This is a genomic window from Brevibacterium atlanticum, assembly GCF_011617245.1.
Lineage (GTDB): Bacteria > Actinomycetota > Actinomycetes > Actinomycetales > Brevibacteriaceae > Brevibacterium > Brevibacterium atlanticum.
In genome coordinates this window covers 3,865,349-3,883,235 of record NZ_CP050152.1, presented here as the reverse complement: position 1 = coordinate 3,883,235, position 17,887 = coordinate 3,865,349, and the positions used below count along the sequence as shown (strand labels likewise).

16 protein-coding genes are annotated in these 17,887 nt (G+C 65.9%); 6 read left to right on the top strand and 10 right to left on the bottom strand.

Translation table 11 applies throughout. From position 1 onward, the window contains the following. Positions 1-18: 18 nt before the first annotated feature. The 5 genes from GUY23_RS17260 to GUY23_RS17240 form a co-directional block, all read right to left on the bottom strand. On the bottom strand, positions 19-600 hold the full coding sequence (locus tag GUY23_RS17260; protein ID WP_166974788.1) for a methylated-DNA--[protein]-cysteine S-methyltransferase: 582 nt from the start codon (positions 598-600) through the stop codon (positions 19-21). A 206-nt stretch (positions 601-806) separates the two neighbouring features. Beyond that, complete coding sequence (locus GUY23_RS17255) at positions 807-1,715, bottom strand: glycine betaine ABC transporter substrate-binding protein (RefSeq protein WP_166974785.1); 909 nt, start codon at positions 1,713-1,715, stop codon at positions 807-809. A 59-nt stretch (positions 1,716-1,774) separates the two neighbouring features. Next, the gene (locus tag GUY23_RS17250) at positions 1,775-2,680 is read right to left on the bottom strand and encodes an ABC transporter permease (protein ID WP_166974782.1); all 906 of its coding nucleotides are present in this window, start codon (positions 2,678-2,680) and stop codon (positions 1,775-1,777) included. Beyond that, complete coding sequence (locus GUY23_RS17245) at positions 2,680-3,990, bottom strand: quaternary amine ABC transporter ATP-binding protein (RefSeq protein WP_166974779.1); 1,311 nt, start codon at positions 3,988-3,990, stop codon at positions 2,680-2,682. The genes GUY23_RS17250 and GUY23_RS17245 overlap by 1 nt, the downstream gene beginning before the upstream one ends. Positions 3,991-4,350: 360 nt before the next feature. Continuing rightward, positions 4,351-5,145, bottom strand: coding sequence for an alpha/beta fold hydrolase (locus GUY23_RS17240; protein WP_166974776.1), 795 nt, complete (start codon positions 5,143-5,145; stop codon positions 4,351-4,353). Between the two features lie 65 nt (positions 5,146-5,210). Here GUY23_RS17240 and aroD point away from each other — a divergent pair, with 65 nt between their 5' ends. Beyond that, positions 5,211-5,999, top strand: a complete 789-nt coding sequence (aroD, locus tag GUY23_RS17235; protein WP_166974773.1) for a type I 3-dehydroquinate dehydratase — start codon at positions 5,211-5,213, stop codon at positions 5,997-5,999. Positions 6,000-6,153: 154 nt separating this feature from the next. On the opposite strand, the gene GUY23_RS17230 is transcribed toward aroD, so the two are convergent. Then, on the bottom strand, positions 6,154-6,453 hold the full coding sequence (locus GUY23_RS17230) for a DUF4235 domain-containing protein (RefSeq protein ID WP_166974770.1): 300 nt from the start codon (positions 6,451-6,453) through the stop codon (positions 6,154-6,156). A 255-nt stretch (positions 6,454-6,708) separates the two neighbouring features. Here GUY23_RS17230 and GUY23_RS17225 point away from each other — a divergent pair, with 255 nt between their 5' ends. Continuing rightward, on the top strand, positions 6,709-6,909 hold the full coding sequence (locus GUY23_RS17225; RefSeq protein WP_166974767.1) for a hypothetical protein: 201 nt from the start codon (positions 6,709-6,711) through the stop codon (positions 6,907-6,909). Positions 6,910-7,000: 91 nt separating this feature from the next. On the opposite strand, the gene GUY23_RS17220 is transcribed toward GUY23_RS17225, so the two are convergent. Together GUY23_RS17220 and GUY23_RS17215 are read right to left on the bottom strand one after the other, a co-directional pair. Beyond that, positions 7,001-7,888, bottom strand: coding sequence for an aminotransferase class IV (locus tag GUY23_RS17220; protein WP_166974764.1), 888 nt, complete (start codon positions 7,886-7,888; stop codon positions 7,001-7,003). Further along, positions 7,885-8,988, bottom strand: coding sequence for a VIT1/CCC1 transporter family protein (locus tag GUY23_RS17215; protein ID WP_228282507.1), 1,104 nt, complete (start codon positions 8,986-8,988; stop codon positions 7,885-7,887). The genes GUY23_RS17220 and GUY23_RS17215 overlap by 4 nt, the downstream gene beginning before the upstream one ends. A gap of 321 nt (positions 8,989-9,309) precedes the next feature. On the opposite strand from GUY23_RS17215, the gene GUY23_RS17210 reads away from it, so the two are divergent. From GUY23_RS17210 to GUY23_RS17195, 4 genes are all read left to right on the top strand, one after another. Then, a complete protein-coding gene (locus GUY23_RS17210; protein ID WP_166974758.1) occupies positions 9,310-11,418 on the top strand; it encodes a M28 family peptidase in 2,109 nt (702 codons plus the stop codon). Positions 11,419-11,681: 263 nt separating this feature from the next. Next, positions 11,682-12,134, top strand: coding sequence for a DUF3817 domain-containing protein (locus GUY23_RS17205; RefSeq protein WP_166974754.1), 453 nt, complete (start codon positions 11,682-11,684; stop codon positions 12,132-12,134). A 203-nt stretch (positions 12,135-12,337) separates the two neighbouring features. Next, complete coding sequence (locus GUY23_RS17200; RefSeq protein WP_166974751.1) at positions 12,338-14,161, top strand: flotillin family protein; 1,824 nt, start codon at positions 12,338-12,340, stop codon at positions 14,159-14,161. A 412-nt stretch (positions 14,162-14,573) separates the two neighbouring features. Then, a complete protein-coding gene (locus GUY23_RS17195) occupies positions 14,574-15,482 on the top strand; it encodes a cation diffusion facilitator family transporter (RefSeq protein WP_166974748.1) in 909 nt (302 codons plus the stop codon). Positions 15,483-15,583: 101 nt separating this feature from the next. Here GUY23_RS17195 and GUY23_RS17190 read toward each other — a convergent pair whose 3' ends face one another. Both GUY23_RS17190 and GUY23_RS17185 read right to left on the bottom strand, forming a co-directional pair. After that, complete coding sequence (locus tag GUY23_RS17190) at positions 15,584-16,693, bottom strand: tartrate dehydrogenase (protein WP_166974745.1); 1,110 nt, start codon at positions 16,691-16,693, stop codon at positions 15,584-15,586. Positions 16,694-16,903: 210 nt separating this feature from the next. Further along, complete coding sequence (locus GUY23_RS17185; RefSeq protein ID WP_166974742.1) at positions 16,904-17,788, bottom strand: LysR family transcriptional regulator; 885 nt, start codon at positions 17,786-17,788, stop codon at positions 16,904-16,906. Between the last annotated feature and the right edge of the window lie 99 nt (positions 17,789-17,887).

Here is a 17,887-nt window from a genome sequence, read left to right as displayed (position 1 = left end):
GGCCGGGCGGGCCGGTGTTCAGAAAAGCGGCTGCGGCAGAGCGTCTTCGAACTCGAGGAGGCGCCGCTTGGTCTCGAGCCCGTGACCCGGCAGTCCGCCCGAATACCCGCCGAGTCCGTCACTGGCCACGACCCGATGGCAGGGGACGATGATCGGAATCGGATTGAGGCCCGTGATCCCGCCGACGGCGCGCGCCGGAATGCCTGTGCTGCTCGCCTCCGCGAGCTCACCGTATATCATGGTCGTGCCTGCGGGCACTCGTTCGGACAGGGTTGTGAGCACGGCGCGAGCGACGTCCGAGACCTGGCCGAAGTCGACCGGCAGATCGAAATCGCCGAGGCGGCCGTCGAAGTAGGCGCGCAGCTGGGCAACCGCCTCGTTGAGGAGGGGATTGCCGGGGTCGGTCGGTGAGTCCGCACTCGGTTCGGTTGGTTCGGTTCCGTTTCGGGGTGCGACGGTTCCGATTCGGGGCGAGACGGGGGCAGCGGGAGGCCCGACCGCCTCGGCGGGGGTGGTCCATTCGAGACCGACGACAGCACTGTCGTCACTGGTCACGGTCAGCGAGCCGACGAAGGTGTCGAGGGTGGCGGAGCTCGTCATTATGAGTCTCCTCCGGTCTGCCGTTGGTTCATCTCAGATGTCGGTGCCATTGCAGATGTCAGTGCCCCGCCCGGCGACAGTGCTCTTTGAGACGACAGTGCCCTCCCGACTCCGAGAAGCCGGGAGGGCACTGTCAGATGTGGCTGCCGCCGCAGAGAGGAGAAGGCGAATTCTCCGTCAGCGCGATGATCGCCGTGGCGCATCGATCACTTGTCGTCGGTCAATTCGCCGTCGTAGGCGTCGGGGTTGGCCTTCAGCCATTCGGCGACGGCCTTCTCGCCGTCGTCCTTGTGCTTGTTGACGACGAGGTCTTCGAGCTCACCGTACTGCTTGTCATCCATCTTGATCTTGCCGATGTAGTCGGCAGCGTCCGAGTTCTCCTCGCCGAAGCCCTTGGTTGCGGTGAAGTGAAGCTTCTCAGGATCACCCATCGCACCCTTCGGGTCCTTGAGGTCCTTGACCGGGTATTCGTTGTTGGCCCAGAACGGACGCCACAGGGTGACGACGATGTCCTCTTCCTTGTCGGTGGCATTGCCGAGCTCGGTGAGCATAGCAGCCGTCGACGAGGTGACGAGTTCGTACTCGCCATCAAGACCGTATTCGGGAATCATCGCCTTCGTGGCCTTGGTCAGACCGGCGCCGGGCTCGATGCCGACGATCTTGCCGTCGAAGTCCTTGCCCTTGCCCTTGAGGTCCTCGATGGAGTTGATGTCCTTCATGTACTTCGGCACGGCGATGGTGAGCACCGCATTGTCGTAGTATGCGCCAAGGTCCTCGAGGTCGTCGCCGTACTTGTCGATGTACTGCTTGTGTGTGACCTCGGGCCACGAAGAGGGGTAGATGTCGATGTCGCCGTTGGCGACACCGGCGTAGAGGACGGCGGCGTCGCTGAAGGTCTCGGTCTCGACGTTGTAGCCCATCTTGCCCAGCTGGTCTTCGAGCAGGAGTGAGAGGCTCTGACCGTCGGCCCAGCCGGTGACGTAGCCGAGCTTGATATCGCCCTTGTCTCCGCCTCCGCTGCCGTCGTCCTTCGAGGCTTCCTGCGAGCAGCCGGTCAGAGCGAGGCCGAGTGCTGCCACAGCAGCGACGATCGGGGTGAGGAATCTTCTCTTCATGGTGTGTTCCTTTTCTCTAGTAGTCGACTTGTCCGAATGTGTGCCCGACGCTTGAGCGATCACGCTTGGGCGGTTGCGGCCGCAGCCTTGTTCTTCGCGCTGCGGCGGCGCATGACGGCGACGAGCGAGGCCGGATAGTCCTTGGCGTTGCCCAGCGCAGCGGTCACACGGTCGAGGTAGACCGCGATGATGACGACGCCGAGGCCGGCTTCGACGCCGAGCGGCAGGTTCTGGGTGGCGATCGCTTCGACGACGTTCTTTCCGAGTCCGTCGGCGCCGACCATGCCGGCGATGACCGCCATGGCCAGGGCGAGCATGATGACCTGGTTGATGCCCGCCATGATCGTCGGCGTGGCCAACGGCAGCTGCACCCCGCGGAGGATCTGGCCGGGTGTCGCGCCGAACGACTGTCCGGCTTCGACCGTCTCCGAATCGACGCCGCGGATGCCGAGTTCCGTGAACCTCACACCTGGAGGCAGGGCGAAGATCACCGTGGCCACGAGGCCGGGCACGACGCCGATGCTGAAGAAGGTCACGGCCGGGATGAGGTAGACGAAGGCCGGCATCGTCTGCATGAAGTCGAGCACCGGTTTGATGATGGTCGAGGCCGTATCGTTGCGCGCGGCGAGGATGCCGACCGGGATGGCGATGATGACGGCGATGACAGCGGCGATGAGGACGAGCGCCAGTGTCTGCATCGAGGCCACCCACTGATCCATCGTCATGATGAAGAACAGTGTGATCACAGTGCCCAGGGCCATCTGCCAGGACCGCAGCACCCAGCCGAGCAGCGCGAGGATGAGGATGATCACCAGCGGGTGGAGGTCGACGAGCACATCCGTGAGGATGTCGATGAGCAGGCTGAACAGCCAGGTCACGGCGTCGAAGAACCAGGCGACATTGTCTTTGAGCCAGTCGAAGGCGGAGTCGACCCAGGTGCCGACGGGAATACGGATGTTCTCCATCAGAGGGCGCCCCTTTCGTTCGCGGCATCGGCTTCGGTCGCATCACCGGTTTCGGCGAGGACCTGATCGATGAGACCGGAGTCCACAGGCTCGGGCCACTCGGGAGCGGTCTCTTCCTGGGGTGCGTCGTCGTTGCCGTTCTGATTGCCGAGGGCCGCCAGCAGGGTCGCGCGGGGCACCACGCCCACCAGCTGACCGTCTTCATTGGTCACCGGCACCGGCAGCGGAGATTCTGAGGACGGCAGGAAGAGATCGATGAGCAGATCGTCGGGAGAGGCCGTCTGAGCTGCCGGTTTGATGATCTCGTCCAGAGTCGTTCCGCCCTTGCGGAGGTGGTCGATGCAGTCGCGGTCGTAGACCACGCCGAGGAACTTCCGGTGCCGATCCGTGACGTAGATCGCCGAGGAGTTGCTCTCTCGCATGCTGCGGAGAGCGACGCGAGGCCCGTTCTGGTTCGACACGGTCTGACGTGCCTTCTCCATGACGTTGTTGGCCGTGAGCACGCGGGCTCGGTCGACGTCGTGGACGAACTGAGCCACGTAGTCGTTGGCCGGATCGGTGAGGATGTCCTCTGGGGTGCCGACCTGAACGATGCGGCCGTTGCGCATGACCGCGATCCGGTCGCCGAGGAACATCGCCTCATTGAGGTCGTGGGTGATGAAGATGATGGTCTTCTGCAGCTCGGACTGGAGTTCGACGAGCTGTTCCTGCATTTCGCGGCGGATCAGCGGATCGAGCGCGGAGAAGGCTTCGTCCATGAGGAGGATGTCGGTCTCCGCAGCCAATGCGCGGGCGAGGCCGACGCGCTGCTGCATGCCGCCGGAGAGCTGCTCGGGGAATTTGTCGCCCCAGCCGTCGAGTCCGACGGCTTTGAGCCACTTGTCGGCGGCCTTGTCGCGTTCGGCCTTCGCCGTTCCGCGGATCTCAAGGGCGTAGGCGGCATTGTCGCGGACCGTGCGGTGAGGCAGCAGCGCGAAGTGCTGGAACACCATCGAGATGTGTTCGCTGCGAACCTTGCGCAGGGCGGCCGCATCGATCTTCGCAATGTCGGTGCCGAAGACCTCGACCGACCCGGAGGTGGTCGGCCACAGGCCGTTGAGCGTACGGATGAGTGTGGACTTGCCGGACCCCGACAGGCCCATGACGACGAAGATCTCGCCGGCTTCGACCTCGAAACTCGCGTCGATGACAGCGGCGGTTCCGAGCTTGGTCAGGTCATCACGGTCCGCGCCGTCTTCGAGGCGCTTGACGACCTCGTTCTGGCGCTTGCCGAAGACCTTGTACACGTTTGATGCTTTGACAACGCTCACGCGTTTCCTCCTTGCATTCTTGACCCTCCGCAAGAACGAGAGGCTTCACCCCCGTTTCGCGATTCGGCGAATGCGATTCCGGTTCATCGCACTGCGGCCCCACCGCGCACGGATTTCTCACTCCCCATTGTAGTTTTATTCAGGATTTTCAACGGAGAATTTTGTGCGGTTGAGTGGAGTGGCGAACTTGACTACCCGTCTGACCTGCGAAGATAAGAGTATGTACGTTACTTGATTGTTATAAAGATTGCTTGGACCATGTAGGTGTGCCCTTATTCGGTTTGTTACTCTCTGTCGATCTTTGCTGTGAAAGGCGCCCTTGCCTCACGGGGTGCGATTCGGGGTCGATCGGGCTGAAGGTCAGGAGCCGATGCCGAGCGATTCGGTGAGGAAACGCAAGACGGCCGGGGTGACCACCTCGGCGAATTCCTCGAAGAAGCCGTGGCGTCCTTCCGGTTGGATGAGCAGCTGCGCGCCGGCGATGCGCTCATGGAGGATGCGGGCATTGTCGACCGGGTTCATCCGGTCCTCGTCGCCGTGGATGACCAGTGTCGGAGCGGTGATCTCCGGCAGCCGGTCCCAGGCGTCGTGACCTGCGCTGATGCGCAAGTGGGCCGCGGACTCGGCGGCCGTCATCGAGTCATCGCCGAGCAGCTTGCTGTACTTCGCCGACACGGTCCATGCGGGAGTGTAGAAGAGGTCGAAGAGGTAACGGGTGTGCTCCTTGCCGTGCAGGCGGGCGAGGTTCTGTCCGACTTCGCGCGGGCGTTTGACCGCGTGCGGTCCACCCGGGGTCGTGCAGCCGAGCACGAGCGCACTCACCCGCTCGGGGAAGTCGAGGGTGAGCATCTGTGCGATCCGCCCGCCCATCGAGGTGCCGTAGACGCATGCGCGGTCGACACCGAGGTGGTCGAGCACCTCGGCGGCATCGGCGGCGAAGCTCGCGGTCGACAGTCCGTCCAGCTCCCCACGGCTGCCGCCCGTCCCGCGGTAGTCGAAGGTGATCGTGCGGAACTGCGGTTCGAAGTCCTCACGGAGGCCGTCCCACCACTCGTGCGAGTTCGCCTGGCCCTGGAGCAGAAGCAGGGCCGGAGCTGCGGGCGGGCCGCTGACCTGCACCGCGAGCGGGAATCCGTCGCACGTGCTGATCCTCATCTCCTGCCGCGTCTCCACCTGTGTCCTCCTGCCTGCGCGCGCCGCACAGCGCTTACGCTTGAGTGATGTTGCCTCTGCCGTTTCTCAATCCTGCCGCAGGTACGCCCGCCGTGCGCAATCCGCTACGTCCTTCCGTCATCGTGCCCACTCAGGCCGTCGATGCCGATGAGTTGAGTTCTGACTGTGCCGAGGCGGCCCGGACAAGCGTCGTCGACGTCGTGGAATGGCGCATCGATCCGCTGCTGGCAGGCAGCGATGGAGACGGTGCGGAGCGCGCCGAGGCGGTCCTGACCCTGCTCCCGAGCGCGGTCACGGCCGGCCTGCCGGTGCTCGTGACGTTGCGCACCGGGTTCGAAGGCGGGGCGGTCGATATCGCTGAGGATGAGTACGCCGAGGTGGCCCGCCGCCTCGTGGCGGGACTGTCCGGAGCAGGGTCCGTTCCCGTTGCCCTCGACATCGAGATCGACCGAGCCGAGGCCGGTGCCCTCATCGCCGAGGCGCGTGAGGTTGGAGTCCCGGTCGTCGCCTCCCACCACAACTTCGAGTCCACGGACTCACGTGAGGACCTGATCGCCACCTTCCGCAGAATGGCCGCATCCGGTGCCGATGTGGCGAAGGCGGCGATGATGCCGCAGACCCCGGCCGATGTCGCCCGTCTGCTGGGCGCGACCGCCGAGGCGCATGCGGAGCTGGGGTGCCCCGTGCTCGGCATCTCGATGGGCCGGCTGGGCCGGACCAGCCGGATCATGGGCGCGGACTTCGGCAGCTGCGCGACATTCGCGCAGATCGGCCAGGCCTCGGCTCCGGGTCAGATCGACGCCGCGCACCTCGCCGAGATCCTCGACCGCCTCTGAGGCCCGAATCGGGTTCGACGATATCCGAGGGTCAACCTGCCTCCGAGTGCGAAACTCCCCGGTGAGAGCGAACGAGAAACGACAACGGGACCCGCACCCGGTCGATGGGTGCAGGTCCCGGACTGTTCAGTCGGCGACGATCCGCCGACGAGGGTCAGTCGGTGGCCTCTTCGACCTGCTTGCGGAACTTCTTCGGCAGGGCGGCATCGCCGAAGTTGTTGCGCACGGTGTTCGCGGCGATGCGCTGCACGACGAGCTGAGCCACCGCGACGCCGACTCCTGAGACGATCGTCCAGGCGAGGGCCTCGGACATGGAGATCTCATCGTCGACAGGGTTCGACGGCGCCGGACGCTTCGTCGACTTCTCCCATGCGACGGTCAGGGTCTTGCGAGCGACGAACGCGGCTGCGATGGGCGCTCCCACGCCGATGATCTGCCAAGCGAGCTTTCCCATGCTCGTGTCCTTTCCTTGAGGCCAGGTCCCACGACCGTTCGAGTCGTGTGAACGTATTCCGTCCGAGTCAACACTAACTCAGGACGTGGCGCACGCCTCTCAGCGGTGCCAGCGTACCCGGGGAATAGTCAGAAAGTCCCTGAATCTCATACTTTTGGGGGATGCGCTTTCGGTCGTGACCCGGATAGCTTGAGAGCACGCTTCGGTCGGGGTAAGGGAAGACCCTCGCCGAGGCGGAGCTGAGAAAGGCGCGTCATGCTGAGGAAATGGAAGACTCGGGTCGTCACCGGACTGTTCGTCTGCGGTGCCCTCGGGTTCTTCCTGGCGCTGCTGCCCGGTCTCGCCGGCATCTTCTGGGTGCTGTGGCTGACCGGCTGCGCGGCCTGCATCCTCGGGCTCGTGCTCGCCTTCACTCTCCCCTCGTCGGCGAGAGCCGACGCCCTGCCCCGAGCCTGAGCGCTCGGGGCAGCGCATCCCCCACTTCAGAAGACCAGTTCGAACGTGCAGTCCACTTGCACTGTTCAGCTGCCCGGTTCAGCCACGAACGTCAGCCGTGTCGCACGATCTCCTGGAGGCGGCGCGTCAGGGCGTCGTCGACGGCGATCGCATTCCCGTCGAGTTCTCGCAGCGCCGCGGCCGTGCGTATCGATGAGACGTACCACGCGCCGTCGGCGGTCTTGACGTCTTCGAGAACGAGGTCGGCGTATTCGGCTCTCAGCCCCAGCTCCTCGGCACGATCGAAGATCAGCCGCTGGGTCGTTCCCGACAGCAGTCCCGCTGCGGGATCGGGCGTGAGCAGGCGGTCGCCTCGGCGGATGATGATGTTCGCGGTCGGCCCTTCGAGCACGATGCCGTCGTGGGAGACGAACAGGGCCTCGTCGGCGCCCTGCTGACCGGCATAGCGACCGGCCGCCTGATTGACCGCATAGGACAGGGTCTTGGCTCCGATGAGCAGCCAGGGAGCCTTGCTGCCGATATAGGCATCGAAGCCGCGATCGAGGCTGACGGCGGTGACGCCGTGTTCGCGGGCCGTGCGGATGTGTGAGTCCACGGGCACGGGGAATGCCCACCCGCGCGGGCGGACCGCCCCGGCGGCACCCACCTCGCCGCGCGAGAGTGCATAGCGGATCCCGAACTCGGCGATCGTCGGATCGGCGGCGGTCACCTCGGCGATCAGTTCGTCGAGGACCCGATCCCAGAGCGCGGGGTCGGGCTCGGGCAGATCCAGCGCCGAGGCGGACGTGCGGAAGCGTGCGAAGTGGCGGTCCCGCGAGACGACGGTGAACCCGTCCTCACGCGCGCTGACCAGCACAGTTTCGAAGATGCCGTCCCCACGGTGGGCGGAGAGGTCGGTGACCGGCAGCTGTGCGGCAGTGAGCTCGGTGAGCGCGAACGTCGCATCGGTCGGGTCGACGAGGATGAGCGGGTCGGTCATGCAGTGCCTCCGAAGAACAGGCCGAGGACATAGGTCACGGCGGCGGCGCCGAAGCCGATGCCGAGTTGGCGCAGGGCCCGCGGTCCCGGGGACTTGCCCGAGAGCAGGCCGACGATGCCGCCGGTGAACAACAGGGCGATGCCGACCAGGCCGGCGGAGAGGATCACAGCGGGCAGCCCGGTCATGCCGAAGATGTAGGGCAGGATCGGGATGAGCGCGCCGGAGGAGAAGAAGCAGAAGCTCGACAGAGCGGCACCGAGGCCCGTGCCGAGCTCATCGCGATCGACTCCCGAATCGATGGCCGGCAGCTTCGGGGGCTGCTGGTTCTTCGCCGCCGCGATCGCGCGATTCGCTCGGGCCTCGGCCTCGCGGGCGTCCATGCCGCGGGCGCGGAAGACGAGCGCGAGTTCGTTGGCGTCGATGTTGAGGTCGGCCAGGGCGTGCCGGGATTCGGGGTCCGGGGTCGAGGCGTCGAGGAGTTCGCGCTGGGACCGTACGGAGATGTACTCGCCGGCACCCATCGACAGGGCTCCGGCGAGGAGTCCGGACGCGCCGGTCAGCAGGATGACGGTGTTGGAGACTCCTGCGGCACCGACGCCGAGGACGAGGGCGAGATTTGAGACGAGTCCGTCGTTGGCGCCGAAGACGGCGGCGCGGAAGTTCCCCGACAGGCGGGCTCGGGATCGGGCGGCCAGCGCTCGGACCACCTCGGCGTGGATGCGTTCGTCGGCGGCCATCTCCGCCGAGGCGGCATCGTCGTCCTCATAGGGAGAGCTCGTCTCCGACTGCTGCGCGAGCGCGAGGACGAACACGGAGCCGAACATGCGGCCAAAGAAGGCCAGGCAGCGGGTGACGAGGTCGGCCGACCGACGCTTCTCCGCGTGCTCGCCCAGGAGCTCGATCCAGTGTTCCTGGTGGCGCGATTCGGCGGTGGCGAGGCTGAGGAGGATCTCCCTGTCTTCGCCTTTGCGGCGTTCGGCGAGGTCGCGGTAGACCCTTTCCTCGAGCCGCTCGTTGGCGAGGTAGCGCTGCCAGCGGCGAATGGTCCGCCCGTCGGGAGCGGCGGGCTGGGCGCCTCCTGCGGAATCGTTGGTCGTCACTGGTCCGAGTCTAGTCGTATGGTCGGACTTCGGCACAGGTGAGAAGCGCGAAACCATTCGGTGACCGGTTGTTATCAATTCGTGACATTAAACCCCGCAAATGTGGGCTAGATTAAAGCCCAATGTGAGTTGTGTCACCGTTTCGTCACAGTCAGATGTGATTCGTTACCAACGACGGATCGCGGCGAAACGTCAGAATCGAACTTCCCCGCAAGCGCAGACGAAGGGCCGGAGCCGGTGTGGCGACCATGCCGTGACGGTCGATTCCGGTGCGCCCGCCCAGCGATTCCTGCAGGCACATGACGGAGCGAAAGGAACTCCATGAAGTTGCGCACGAAGAGCTGGCTGGCGGTCACCGCCGCAGCCGGACTGGTCCTCGGAGGGGTGAGTCCGGCACTGGCCGCCGGCACCGCAGGGCCGACCGAACACACCGATATGGGCGTCACCGGCGACGCCGCGATGAAGCATCTGCAGAAGATCTCCGGCATCTCCACCTCCCATGCGGATGAGGGATTCCGCGCCCTCGGCACCCCTGGCTATGAAGAGGCGGTCGAGTACGTCGAGGACACACTCGAAGCCACCGGAGCCTTCGACGTGAAGCGCCAGTCGTTCGAACACGAACAGCAGAAGGACGGCACCGTCGAGGTCGTTATCGACGGGGAGAAGGTCGACGTCACGACCGCAAGCTACACCGAGGCGACCGACGAGCCGCTGACCGGCATCCCTGTGGTCCTGCCGGTCGATGACGACAACAGCGACCTGGCCGGAGGACAGCTCGGCTGCTCCGCCGACGACTACGACGATTCGGCTGAGGGCGCGCTCGTCCTCGCCGCTCGAGGTGAGTGCTCGTTCGGGGAGAAGGCGCAGGCCGCCACCGACGCCGGTGCCGCCGCGCTCATCATCTACAACAACGACTCCGCCAACCCCGATGAGGCGCTCAATGCCACTCTCGGAGAGCGGATCGAGAACGGCACACCGACGGTGACGGTCACCTACAACGTCGGCCAGGATCTCCTGTCCAAGGTCGAGGAAGCGGCCGAAGCCGAGGCGGCATCTGAGAAGGCCGAGAACGGCGACGCCGAAAAGGACACAGGACTCTCCGGCGGCGATGAGGCGACAGACGACGAAGCAGTCGACGACGCGACGGCCGACGACGAGGCCGCAGCGGCCGCCGCGCTCACTGCGGACTTCACCCTCGAGACCGAATACGTCACCTCGACGACGTGGAACGTCATCGCCGAGACCAAGGCCGGCGACCACGACAACGTCCAGATGTTCGGCGCCCACCTCGACAGCGTCGCCGAAGGCCCCGGCGTCAACGACAACGGCTCCGGTTCCGCGGCCCTGCTGGCCTCGGCCGAAGCGCTGGCGAAGCAGCCCACCGACGCCGACAACGCGATCCGCTTCGGATGGTGGGGCGCCGAAGAGGAAGGACTCGTCGGTTCGACCCACTATGTCGAGAGCCTCGATGACAGCGAACTGTCGAAGATCAAGGCATATATGAACTTCGACATGATCGGCTCCGACAACTACATCGTCGGCACGCTCGACTCCGACGGCTCCGATGTGCCGATCCCCGATGGGGTCAACGTCCCCGCAGGCTCTGCCGAGCTCGAGAAGGTCTTCACCGACTACTTCGCCGACAACGATCAGCCCAACGTCGGCACGGACTTCTCCGGACGTTCGGACTACCAGGCGTTCATCGACAACGGCATTCCCGCCAGCGGCCTGTTCTCCGGCGCCGACGGCACGAAGACCGCGGAGGAGGCCGAGATGTTCGGCGGCACGGTCGGTGCCAAGCACGATACGAACTACCATCAACCGTCGGACACCATCGAGAACGTCAACCGCGATTCGATGGACATCTTCGTTCCGGCGATCGCATTCGCGGTGCACACGCTGGCCTACGACCTCGTCGATGCTCCGACGGACCCGCCGACGGATCCCACCGATCCGCCGACCGACCCGACCGATCCTCCTGCGGGTGAGCGAGCGCTGAGCGTCGATCCGGAGACGATCGAGGCCGATGACTTCGTCGGTGACAAGGGTGTCCAGGTCACCGCGACCGGCTGCACCGCAGACACGACCGCGACGATGACCGTCGACCCGGGCAACGGCAATATCGAGAAGTTCGAGCAGACAGCCGAGGTCGGCGAGGACACCGCCGCACGGTTCGGCGTCCGCGGACTCGATGAGTCGCAGGCCGAGACCTACATCGGCACCTATGCGGTCACCGTCGACTGTGACGGCGGAGATCCGCTGAACGGGTCCTTCGAGGTCGTCGCCGCTGAGGACGGCTCCGGAGGCGGTGGCGGCGGAGGAGACCTGCCGCGCACCGGTAACGAGGCACTGCCGCTGGTCATCTCGGCCGGGGCACTCATCGTGCTCGGTGTTGCGATGACGATGGGCTCGCGCCGCCGCAAGCGCTGAGCGGCGGAGACGATCCATCGCCGAGGCGGGGCATCATCGCGATCGATTCCCGGATGATTCCCCCGCTGAGGTGAGGCCCTGATCCACGCGGGCCGGCGACTGAGAAAGCTTGCCGGCCCGTGTGCCCATTCACAGCTCGATTCACCTGGCGTGCCCTTTCAGCCGGTCAACGGGTCCACGCTCCGCACCGTGCTGAGACGCCCCCGCTCAGTCGGTGGAGGCATTCAGCGCTCACCCACCTGCACACGGCACAATGGTTGACCGTGACTCCCAAACGTTTCTTCAACTTCTTCGCCGTGGCCGAGGCCATCACCTGGGCGATGCTCATCATCGGCATGATCCTCAAATACGGGACCAAGACCACCGAGGTGGGGGTGCGCATCGGCGGCAGCGTCCACGGGTTCGTCTTCCTCTGCTTCGTCCTCGCCGTCATCCTCGTCGGTGTTTCGCAGCGGTGGGGGTGGGGCCGGTTCGTGATGGGGCTCGTGTCCGCGATCGTTCCGTTCGCCACCGTGCCCTTCGAGATCGTCTCGGCTCGCGCCGGGGCGCTCTCCGGCGGCTGGGGCCTCGGTGCCGACGGTCGCGCACCGCGTGGTCCCATCGAGAAGCTCGTCGCCTGGGCGCTGCGCTCTCCGTGGCTGGCGCTCGGTGTCGGCCTGGTCATCGTCATCATCGTTTTCGTCGTCCTGCTCACGGTCGGTCCTCCCGGATCCTGACCCGAACCGAGCTCGCTCCCGGTTCCGCCGGGCCGCCTCGGTGCGGGGTGGGTCTGCGATCGAGGCAGATGCGGACCCGGGGAAGGTGCCGGGCCGCCTCGGCGGAAGACGGCACTGTTCCGCGTCGACGCGCTCGCCTAGGATGAGTGGGACCGGCCGGTCATCGGCCGACTGCACACCCCACTGCAATGAAAGGCCCACCGATGGACCTGCTCTTCGGCGTCGGAGGAATCGGCGTCCTCGTCCTCATCATTCTGATCGTTCTGTTCGTGATCCTGCGCTCCTACAAGATCGCGTCCCCGTCCGAGGCGCTCATCATCACCGGCCGGAACGCCTCGGGGGCATCCGGGACCGGTCGCATCGTCATCGGCGGCCGTTCGGTCGTCTATCCGATCGTGCAGAAGGCGTTCATCCTCTCTCTGTCCTCGCGGCAGATCTCCGTCGAGATCGACGGCATCTCGATCAACGGCATCGCGCTGCGTCTGCGCGGCGTCGCTCAGGTCAAGGTCGGCGGCACCGAGGACGATGTGCGCAAGGCCGCGCAGCGCTTCCTCGATCAGCAGGACCAGATCGACCACTACTCGAAGGAGATCCTCTCCGGCACCCTGCGCGCCGTGGTCGGCACGCTCACCGTCGAGCAGATCATCCAGGACCGCGCCTCCTTCGCCGCTCAGGTGCAGGAGGAATCCGCGCACTCGATGAACAACCAGGGCCTCATCATCGACACGTTCCAGATCTCCGCGGTCGAGGACGAGGGCAGCTACCTGCGCGACTGGGGTCGTCCGCAGGCCGCCGAGGTGGCGAAGAACGCCGCCATCGCTGAGGCGAATGCCGGCCGCGCATCGGCCGTCGAGGAAGCCCAGCAGAACGAGGAGACCCAGAAGCAGCAGGCGCTGACCGACCAGGCCATCGCCGAACAGCAGCAGCAGCTCGCCCTGCGCCGCGCAGCCCTGAAGGAAGAGGCCGATCAACGGCAGGCTTCCGCGGACAACGCGGGCCCGCTCGCCGCCGCGGCCGAGAAGCAGAAGCTGCTCGAGAAGGACCGGATCGTGGCGAAGGAAGCCGCGGAGCTGCGAGCCGAACAGCTCGACGCCGAGGTTCGCCGTCCGGCTGACGCCGAACGCTACCGGCAGCAGGCCGCCGCCGATGCCCGGGCGTATGAGATCGAAGCCCAAGGTCGCGCCGAGGCTGCCGCAGAACTCCACCGCCGGTCGAAGGACGCCGAAGCGATCCGACTCGAAGGTGAGGCCGAGGCCGCCGCGATCCGGGCACGTGGTGAGGCGGAAGCCGAAGCGCTGCGGGCACAGGCCGAGGCCTACAAGCAGTTCAACGATGCTGCCGTGCTGTCGAAGGTGCTTGAGGTGCTGCCCTCCGTCGCCGGCGAGCTGGTGGCGCCGTACGCGAACATCAAGGATCTCTCGATCGTGTCCACCGACGGAGAATCCAAGCTCGCGAACTCGGTGTCGAACAACCTTTCGCAGGTCCTCGAGGTGGTCCGTGGGACGACCGGCGTCGACCTCACCGACCTCGTCGCCAAGGCGAAGAGCTCGGGCGGGTCGGGCGACAGCGGCGGTTCGGGGTCGAACAGTTCGGACGGCGTTGGCGGTTCGGACGGGCCCGATAATTCGGGATCGGGCGACAATGGCGGTACGGGTGGCCCAGGCGGTACGGGTGGCCCGGGTGGTGCAGGCTCGACGGGCAGCGGCTCCGCGAGCTCGGTCGGCGGTACGGGCGAGGTCGTCGACGGGGTCGTCTCCGACGGTCCCGGACGGAAGTCGAATCGAGGGAACTTCGATCCGAAGGCGTTCCTCGACGAGAGCGGCATCGACCTCGACCGGATCGGCGATGACGTGAAGAAGGCCACCGGATTCGACGTGCAGGGCTACATCGACGAGGCGAAGCGCCGCCTCGACGACACCGGAAGCAGCAACGCCGAACGTGGCGGTGCCGACGGATCCGGTCGCGGCGAGAACGGTCGCGGCGACGCTGGCGAAGGCAACGAGGACGGTCGGAAATCCGAAGGCTGAACTCAGGGCGTCCGTGTGGGAAAGTCCGCACCGCGCAACCAGCCTCCTGCACCACGCGGCCAGCCCCTGCACCGCGCATCCAGCCCCTGCACCACGCAACCAGCGGCCGTCGAGGACCACCTCGGCGGCCGCTGTCGTCATCGGTCAGGTCTCCTGCGGGTGGAACCACCGTGATTGTGGGATTCTTTGGTCGATCCACCGTGATTCTGGCGCGCGGATCACGGTGGATCGACCAAAGACTGTCCAGCAACCGGAGTCGCCGGGAGCACCGACGTCGCGTTCGCCTGCCCAGGCTCCCTCGCTTCTGCCGCGCTGGGTCACGGCAGGGCTCCGACTCTCCTTTCTCTCGAACCCTCACAGTGATGCATAAATAAATGTGCATATGTTAATGTGAGGGGGTCAGGAGGTTCCCATGGCTCACGATCATGCACATTCAACCGGTTCGCGGCGTCGCCTCGGCGCGGTCTTCGCCATTGTCGTCGCGATCTTCGTCTTCCAACTCATCGGCTCCGTCGTCACGGGCAGCCTTGCGCTGCTCATCGACACCGGGCACAACGCCGTCGACCTCATCGGCATCGGCATCGCGCTCTTCGCCGCCACCCTGGCGCACAAGCCTGCAGGCGGTCAGAAGACCTGGGGATTCCGGCGGGCGGAGGTGCTGGCTGCCGGTGCTCAGGCGACCCTGCTGCTCGGACTCGGTGTCTACAGCCTCATCGAGGGCATCCGCCGCTTCTTCGTGCCTCCCGAGGTGCCGGGCCCGGGGCTGCTGCTCTTCGGCGCCATCGGCCTGGTCGGCAACATCGTCTCGATCGTCATCCTCAGCTCATCCAAGGAAGCCTCTCTCAACCTCAAGGCGGCGTTCCTCGAGGTCATCGCCGATGCGCTCGGCTCGGTCGCGGTGATCATCGCCGCCGTGGCGATCTGGCTCTTCGGCTGGGACCGCGCCGATGCCGTCGCTGCTCTCGTCATCGCCGCGCTCATCGTGCCGCGTGCCTTCGCGATTCTCCGCGAGACCGGTTCGATCCTCCTCGAAGCGGCGCCGAAGGAGCTCGACCTGGAGAAGGTCAAGGAGCATATCGAAGGGATCGAGCACGTCCGGGAAGTCCATGACCTGCACGTCACCCGCATCGATTCGAACCTGCCCGTGCTCACCGCGCACGTGGTCCTCGCTGACGAATGCTTCTACGACGGGCACGCTCTGCGGATCCTCGGCGCCCTCCAGGAATGTCTGGCCGAGCACTTCGAGATCGCGATCGAGCACTCGACCTTCCAATTCGACCGAGCCAAGGACGCCGCACAGGAGACCCACACCCACGAGTGAGCCGGGCCGGCGGCCGCCTGCTCACTGAAGCGGCTCGGCGACCGTGTGCTCACCGAGGAATCGGTGAGCACACGGTCGCAGGTGCTTTGGCGCGCTGGTGCTTATGCGCTGACGGGCTGTTCGGCGTGGATGGCTTCGAGTTGAGCGACGATGGCTTGGGTCATCTCGACGGTGTTCGACTCTCCGCCGAGGTCGCGCGGCAGGATCCCTGCTCCGGTGGCCTTCTCGATGGCCTGGCGCACCCGGTCGGCCTCATTGTTCAGTCCGAACTCGTCGAGCATGAGCGCTGCCGAGGAGATCGCGCCGATCGGGTTCGAGATCCCCTGTCCGGCGATGTCGGGGGCCGAACCGTGGACGGGTTCGAACATCGAGGGGAAGCGGCGGTCAGGATTGAGGTTCGCGCTCGCCGCGAGGCCGAGGCTTCCCGCCAGTGCTGAGCCCAGGTCCGAGAGAATATCCGCGTGGAGGTTGGACGCGACCACCACCGACAGCTGCTCGGGGTGGAGGACGAACTTCGCGCTCATCGCATCGACGAGGACGCTCTCGGTCTCGACGTCCGGGTAGTCCTGAGCGACTCGGGCGAAGACCTCGTCCCAGAGCACCATGCCGAACTGCTGCGCGTTCGACTTCGTCACGCTCGAGACCTTCTTCACCGCTCGGGTGCGCGCAAGGTCGAAGGCGAAGCGGATGATGCGCTCGCAGCCCTTCTCCGTATGCAGGCTCGTCTGCAGGGCAACCTCGTTGCCGGGGCCGCGTCCGGAGAGGTTGCGACCACCCATGCCGGCGTACTCGCCTTCGCTGTTCTCGCGGACGACGATCCAGTCGAGTTCGGTGTCATCGGCTTTGTGCAAGGGAGACTGGACGCCGGGCAGGAAGGTGACCGGGCGGATGTTCGCCCACTGGTCGAAGGGCTGGGTGATCGCCAGGCGCAGACCCCACAGGCTGGTGTGGTCGGGGACATCGGCCGAGCCGACCGCGCCGAAATAGATGGCGTCGTGCTTCTGCAGCTCGTCGAGTCCACCCTCCGGGATGTAGTACCCGTTCTTCAGGTAGTACTCGGAGCTCCACGGAAACTCGGTGACCTCGAACTCGATCGCTCCCTCGGACTGCTTGGCGATCGTGTCGAGGACCCGAAGGCCCGCGGCGACGACCTCGCCGCCGATGCCGTCGCCGGGAATGGAGGCGATGGAGAAGGTCTGCGTCTCGGTCATGGTTCGTCCTTGCTCTGGAGTGCTGGTGTGGATGCCGAACCCGCACCATGTGGTGCGATTGCGGCTCGTGTCTCCATTGAGCGCCCGAATCACCCATAAGTCCAAGACTCATAAACGATCAGTCACATAGCTGCAACCTATACATCGGGTGCTGGGCCGGTGCCGGCGTCGCGGCCGGATCCGGACCCGGCCCCCGGCCGCGACGTCGGGTCATGTGTCGAGCTCAGCGGCGAGTTCAAGGAGTCGAGCCGCCGCCGGAGTGAGTCCCTCGGTGCGTGATACTGCCGATACCTGCAAGGCGGGGGCTCCGACGATCGGGGCGAGACCCACCTCTTCGGCGTCGGCGAAGGCCTGCCACGACGAGGGGAGGACGGCAAGGCCGATGCCGGCCCTGACCAGGGGGAGGATGGCGTTCCGGTGGGCAACCTCGGCGACGATCTCGATCTCGATTCCATCGGCGATGAGCTCATCGACGTACGACCGCATGAATGAGCCGGAATGGGAGACGATGAAACGGGAGCCGGACAGCGATGCCGGATCGACCGCCTCGGCGCCGGTGATCCCGGAGGTGAGAGGGCTGTGTGCGAGCATGAGCGGCTGGTCGGCCAGCGGGACGACGCGGAGGTCGGCGACCGACAGCGGACCCCGGCCGCCGAGGAGCCCGATCTCACTGCGGCCGTGCCGGACCGCCTCGATCGTCTCGTCGACCGTGAACGTGCCGTTGAGATCGAAGGTGATATGCGGGTGGTCGCGGGAGAAGGTCGACAGCAGCGAGGTGAGCGGTTCGATGCTCGGGGTGGGCATCGCAGCGATCTGAACCCGCCCGGAACGCAGTCCGCGCAGTCCCCGCACATGCGCCTCGGCGGTTTCGAGGTCGCGAACGACGAGCCGGGCCGGACCTTCGAACTCCCTGCCCGCCTCGCTGAGGGTGACCCTGCGTCCGACGCGATGGAACAGCGTGACCCCGAGCTCCCGCTCGAGTCCCTTGATCGTCTGTGACAATGACGGCTGCGCAACGAGGAGCGAGTCCGCTGCCTTGGTGAAGCTCCCGGTGTCGACGATGGCGAGGAACTGGCGGAGTTGACGGATGTCCATAGGTGCATCCTATCGGTGGCATTGAAAATCGGCCTTGGACTAATTGCCGGTGGTCGGTCAGGCTGAGACGACAGCGATGAAAGGACCAATGACGGTGAA

Coding starts and splice junctions, on each gene's coding strand:
- GUY23_RS17260 (WP_166974788.1), bottom strand. CDS start 600: ATGACGAGCTCCGCCACCCTCGACACCTTCGTCGGCTCGCTGACCGTG.
- GUY23_RS17255 (WP_166974785.1), bottom strand. CDS start 1,715: ATGAAGAGAAGATTCCTCACCCCGATCGTCGCTGCTGTGGCAGCACTC.
- GUY23_RS17250 (WP_166974782.1), bottom strand. CDS start 2,680: ATGGAGAACATCCGTATTCCCGTCGGCACCTGGGTCGACTCCGCCTTC.
- GUY23_RS17240 (WP_166974776.1), bottom strand. CDS start 5,145: ATGAGGATCAGCACGTGCGACGGATTCCCGCTCGCGGTGCAGGTCAGC.
- aroD (WP_166974773.1), top strand. CDS start 5,211: ATGTTGCCTCTGCCGTTTCTCAATCCTGCCGCAGGTACGCCCGCCGTG.
- GUY23_RS17230 (WP_166974770.1), bottom strand. CDS start 6,453: ATGGGAAAGCTCGCTTGGCAGATCATCGGCGTGGGAGCGCCCATCGCA.
- GUY23_RS17225 (WP_166974767.1), top strand. CDS start 6,709: ATGCTGAGGAAATGGAAGACTCGGGTCGTCACCGGACTGTTCGTCTGC.
- GUY23_RS17220 (WP_166974764.1), bottom strand. CDS start 7,888: ATGACCGACCCGCTCATCCTCGTCGACCCGACCGATGCGACGTTCGCG.
- GUY23_RS17210 (WP_166974758.1), top strand. CDS start 9,310: ATGAAGTTGCGCACGAAGAGCTGGCTGGCGGTCACCGCCGCAGCCGGA.
- GUY23_RS17200 (WP_166974751.1), top strand. CDS start 12,338: ATGGACCTGCTCTTCGGCGTCGGAGGAATCGGCGTCCTCGTCCTCATC.
- GUY23_RS17195 (WP_166974748.1), top strand. CDS start 14,574: ATGGCTCACGATCATGCACATTCAACCGGTTCGCGGCGTCGCCTCGGC.
- GUY23_RS17190 (WP_166974745.1), bottom strand. CDS start 16,693: ATGACCGAGACGCAGACCTTCTCCATCGCCTCCATTCCCGGCGACGGC.
- GUY23_RS17185 (WP_166974742.1), bottom strand. CDS start 17,788: ATGGACATCCGTCAACTCCGCCAGTTCCTCGCCATCGTCGACACCGGG.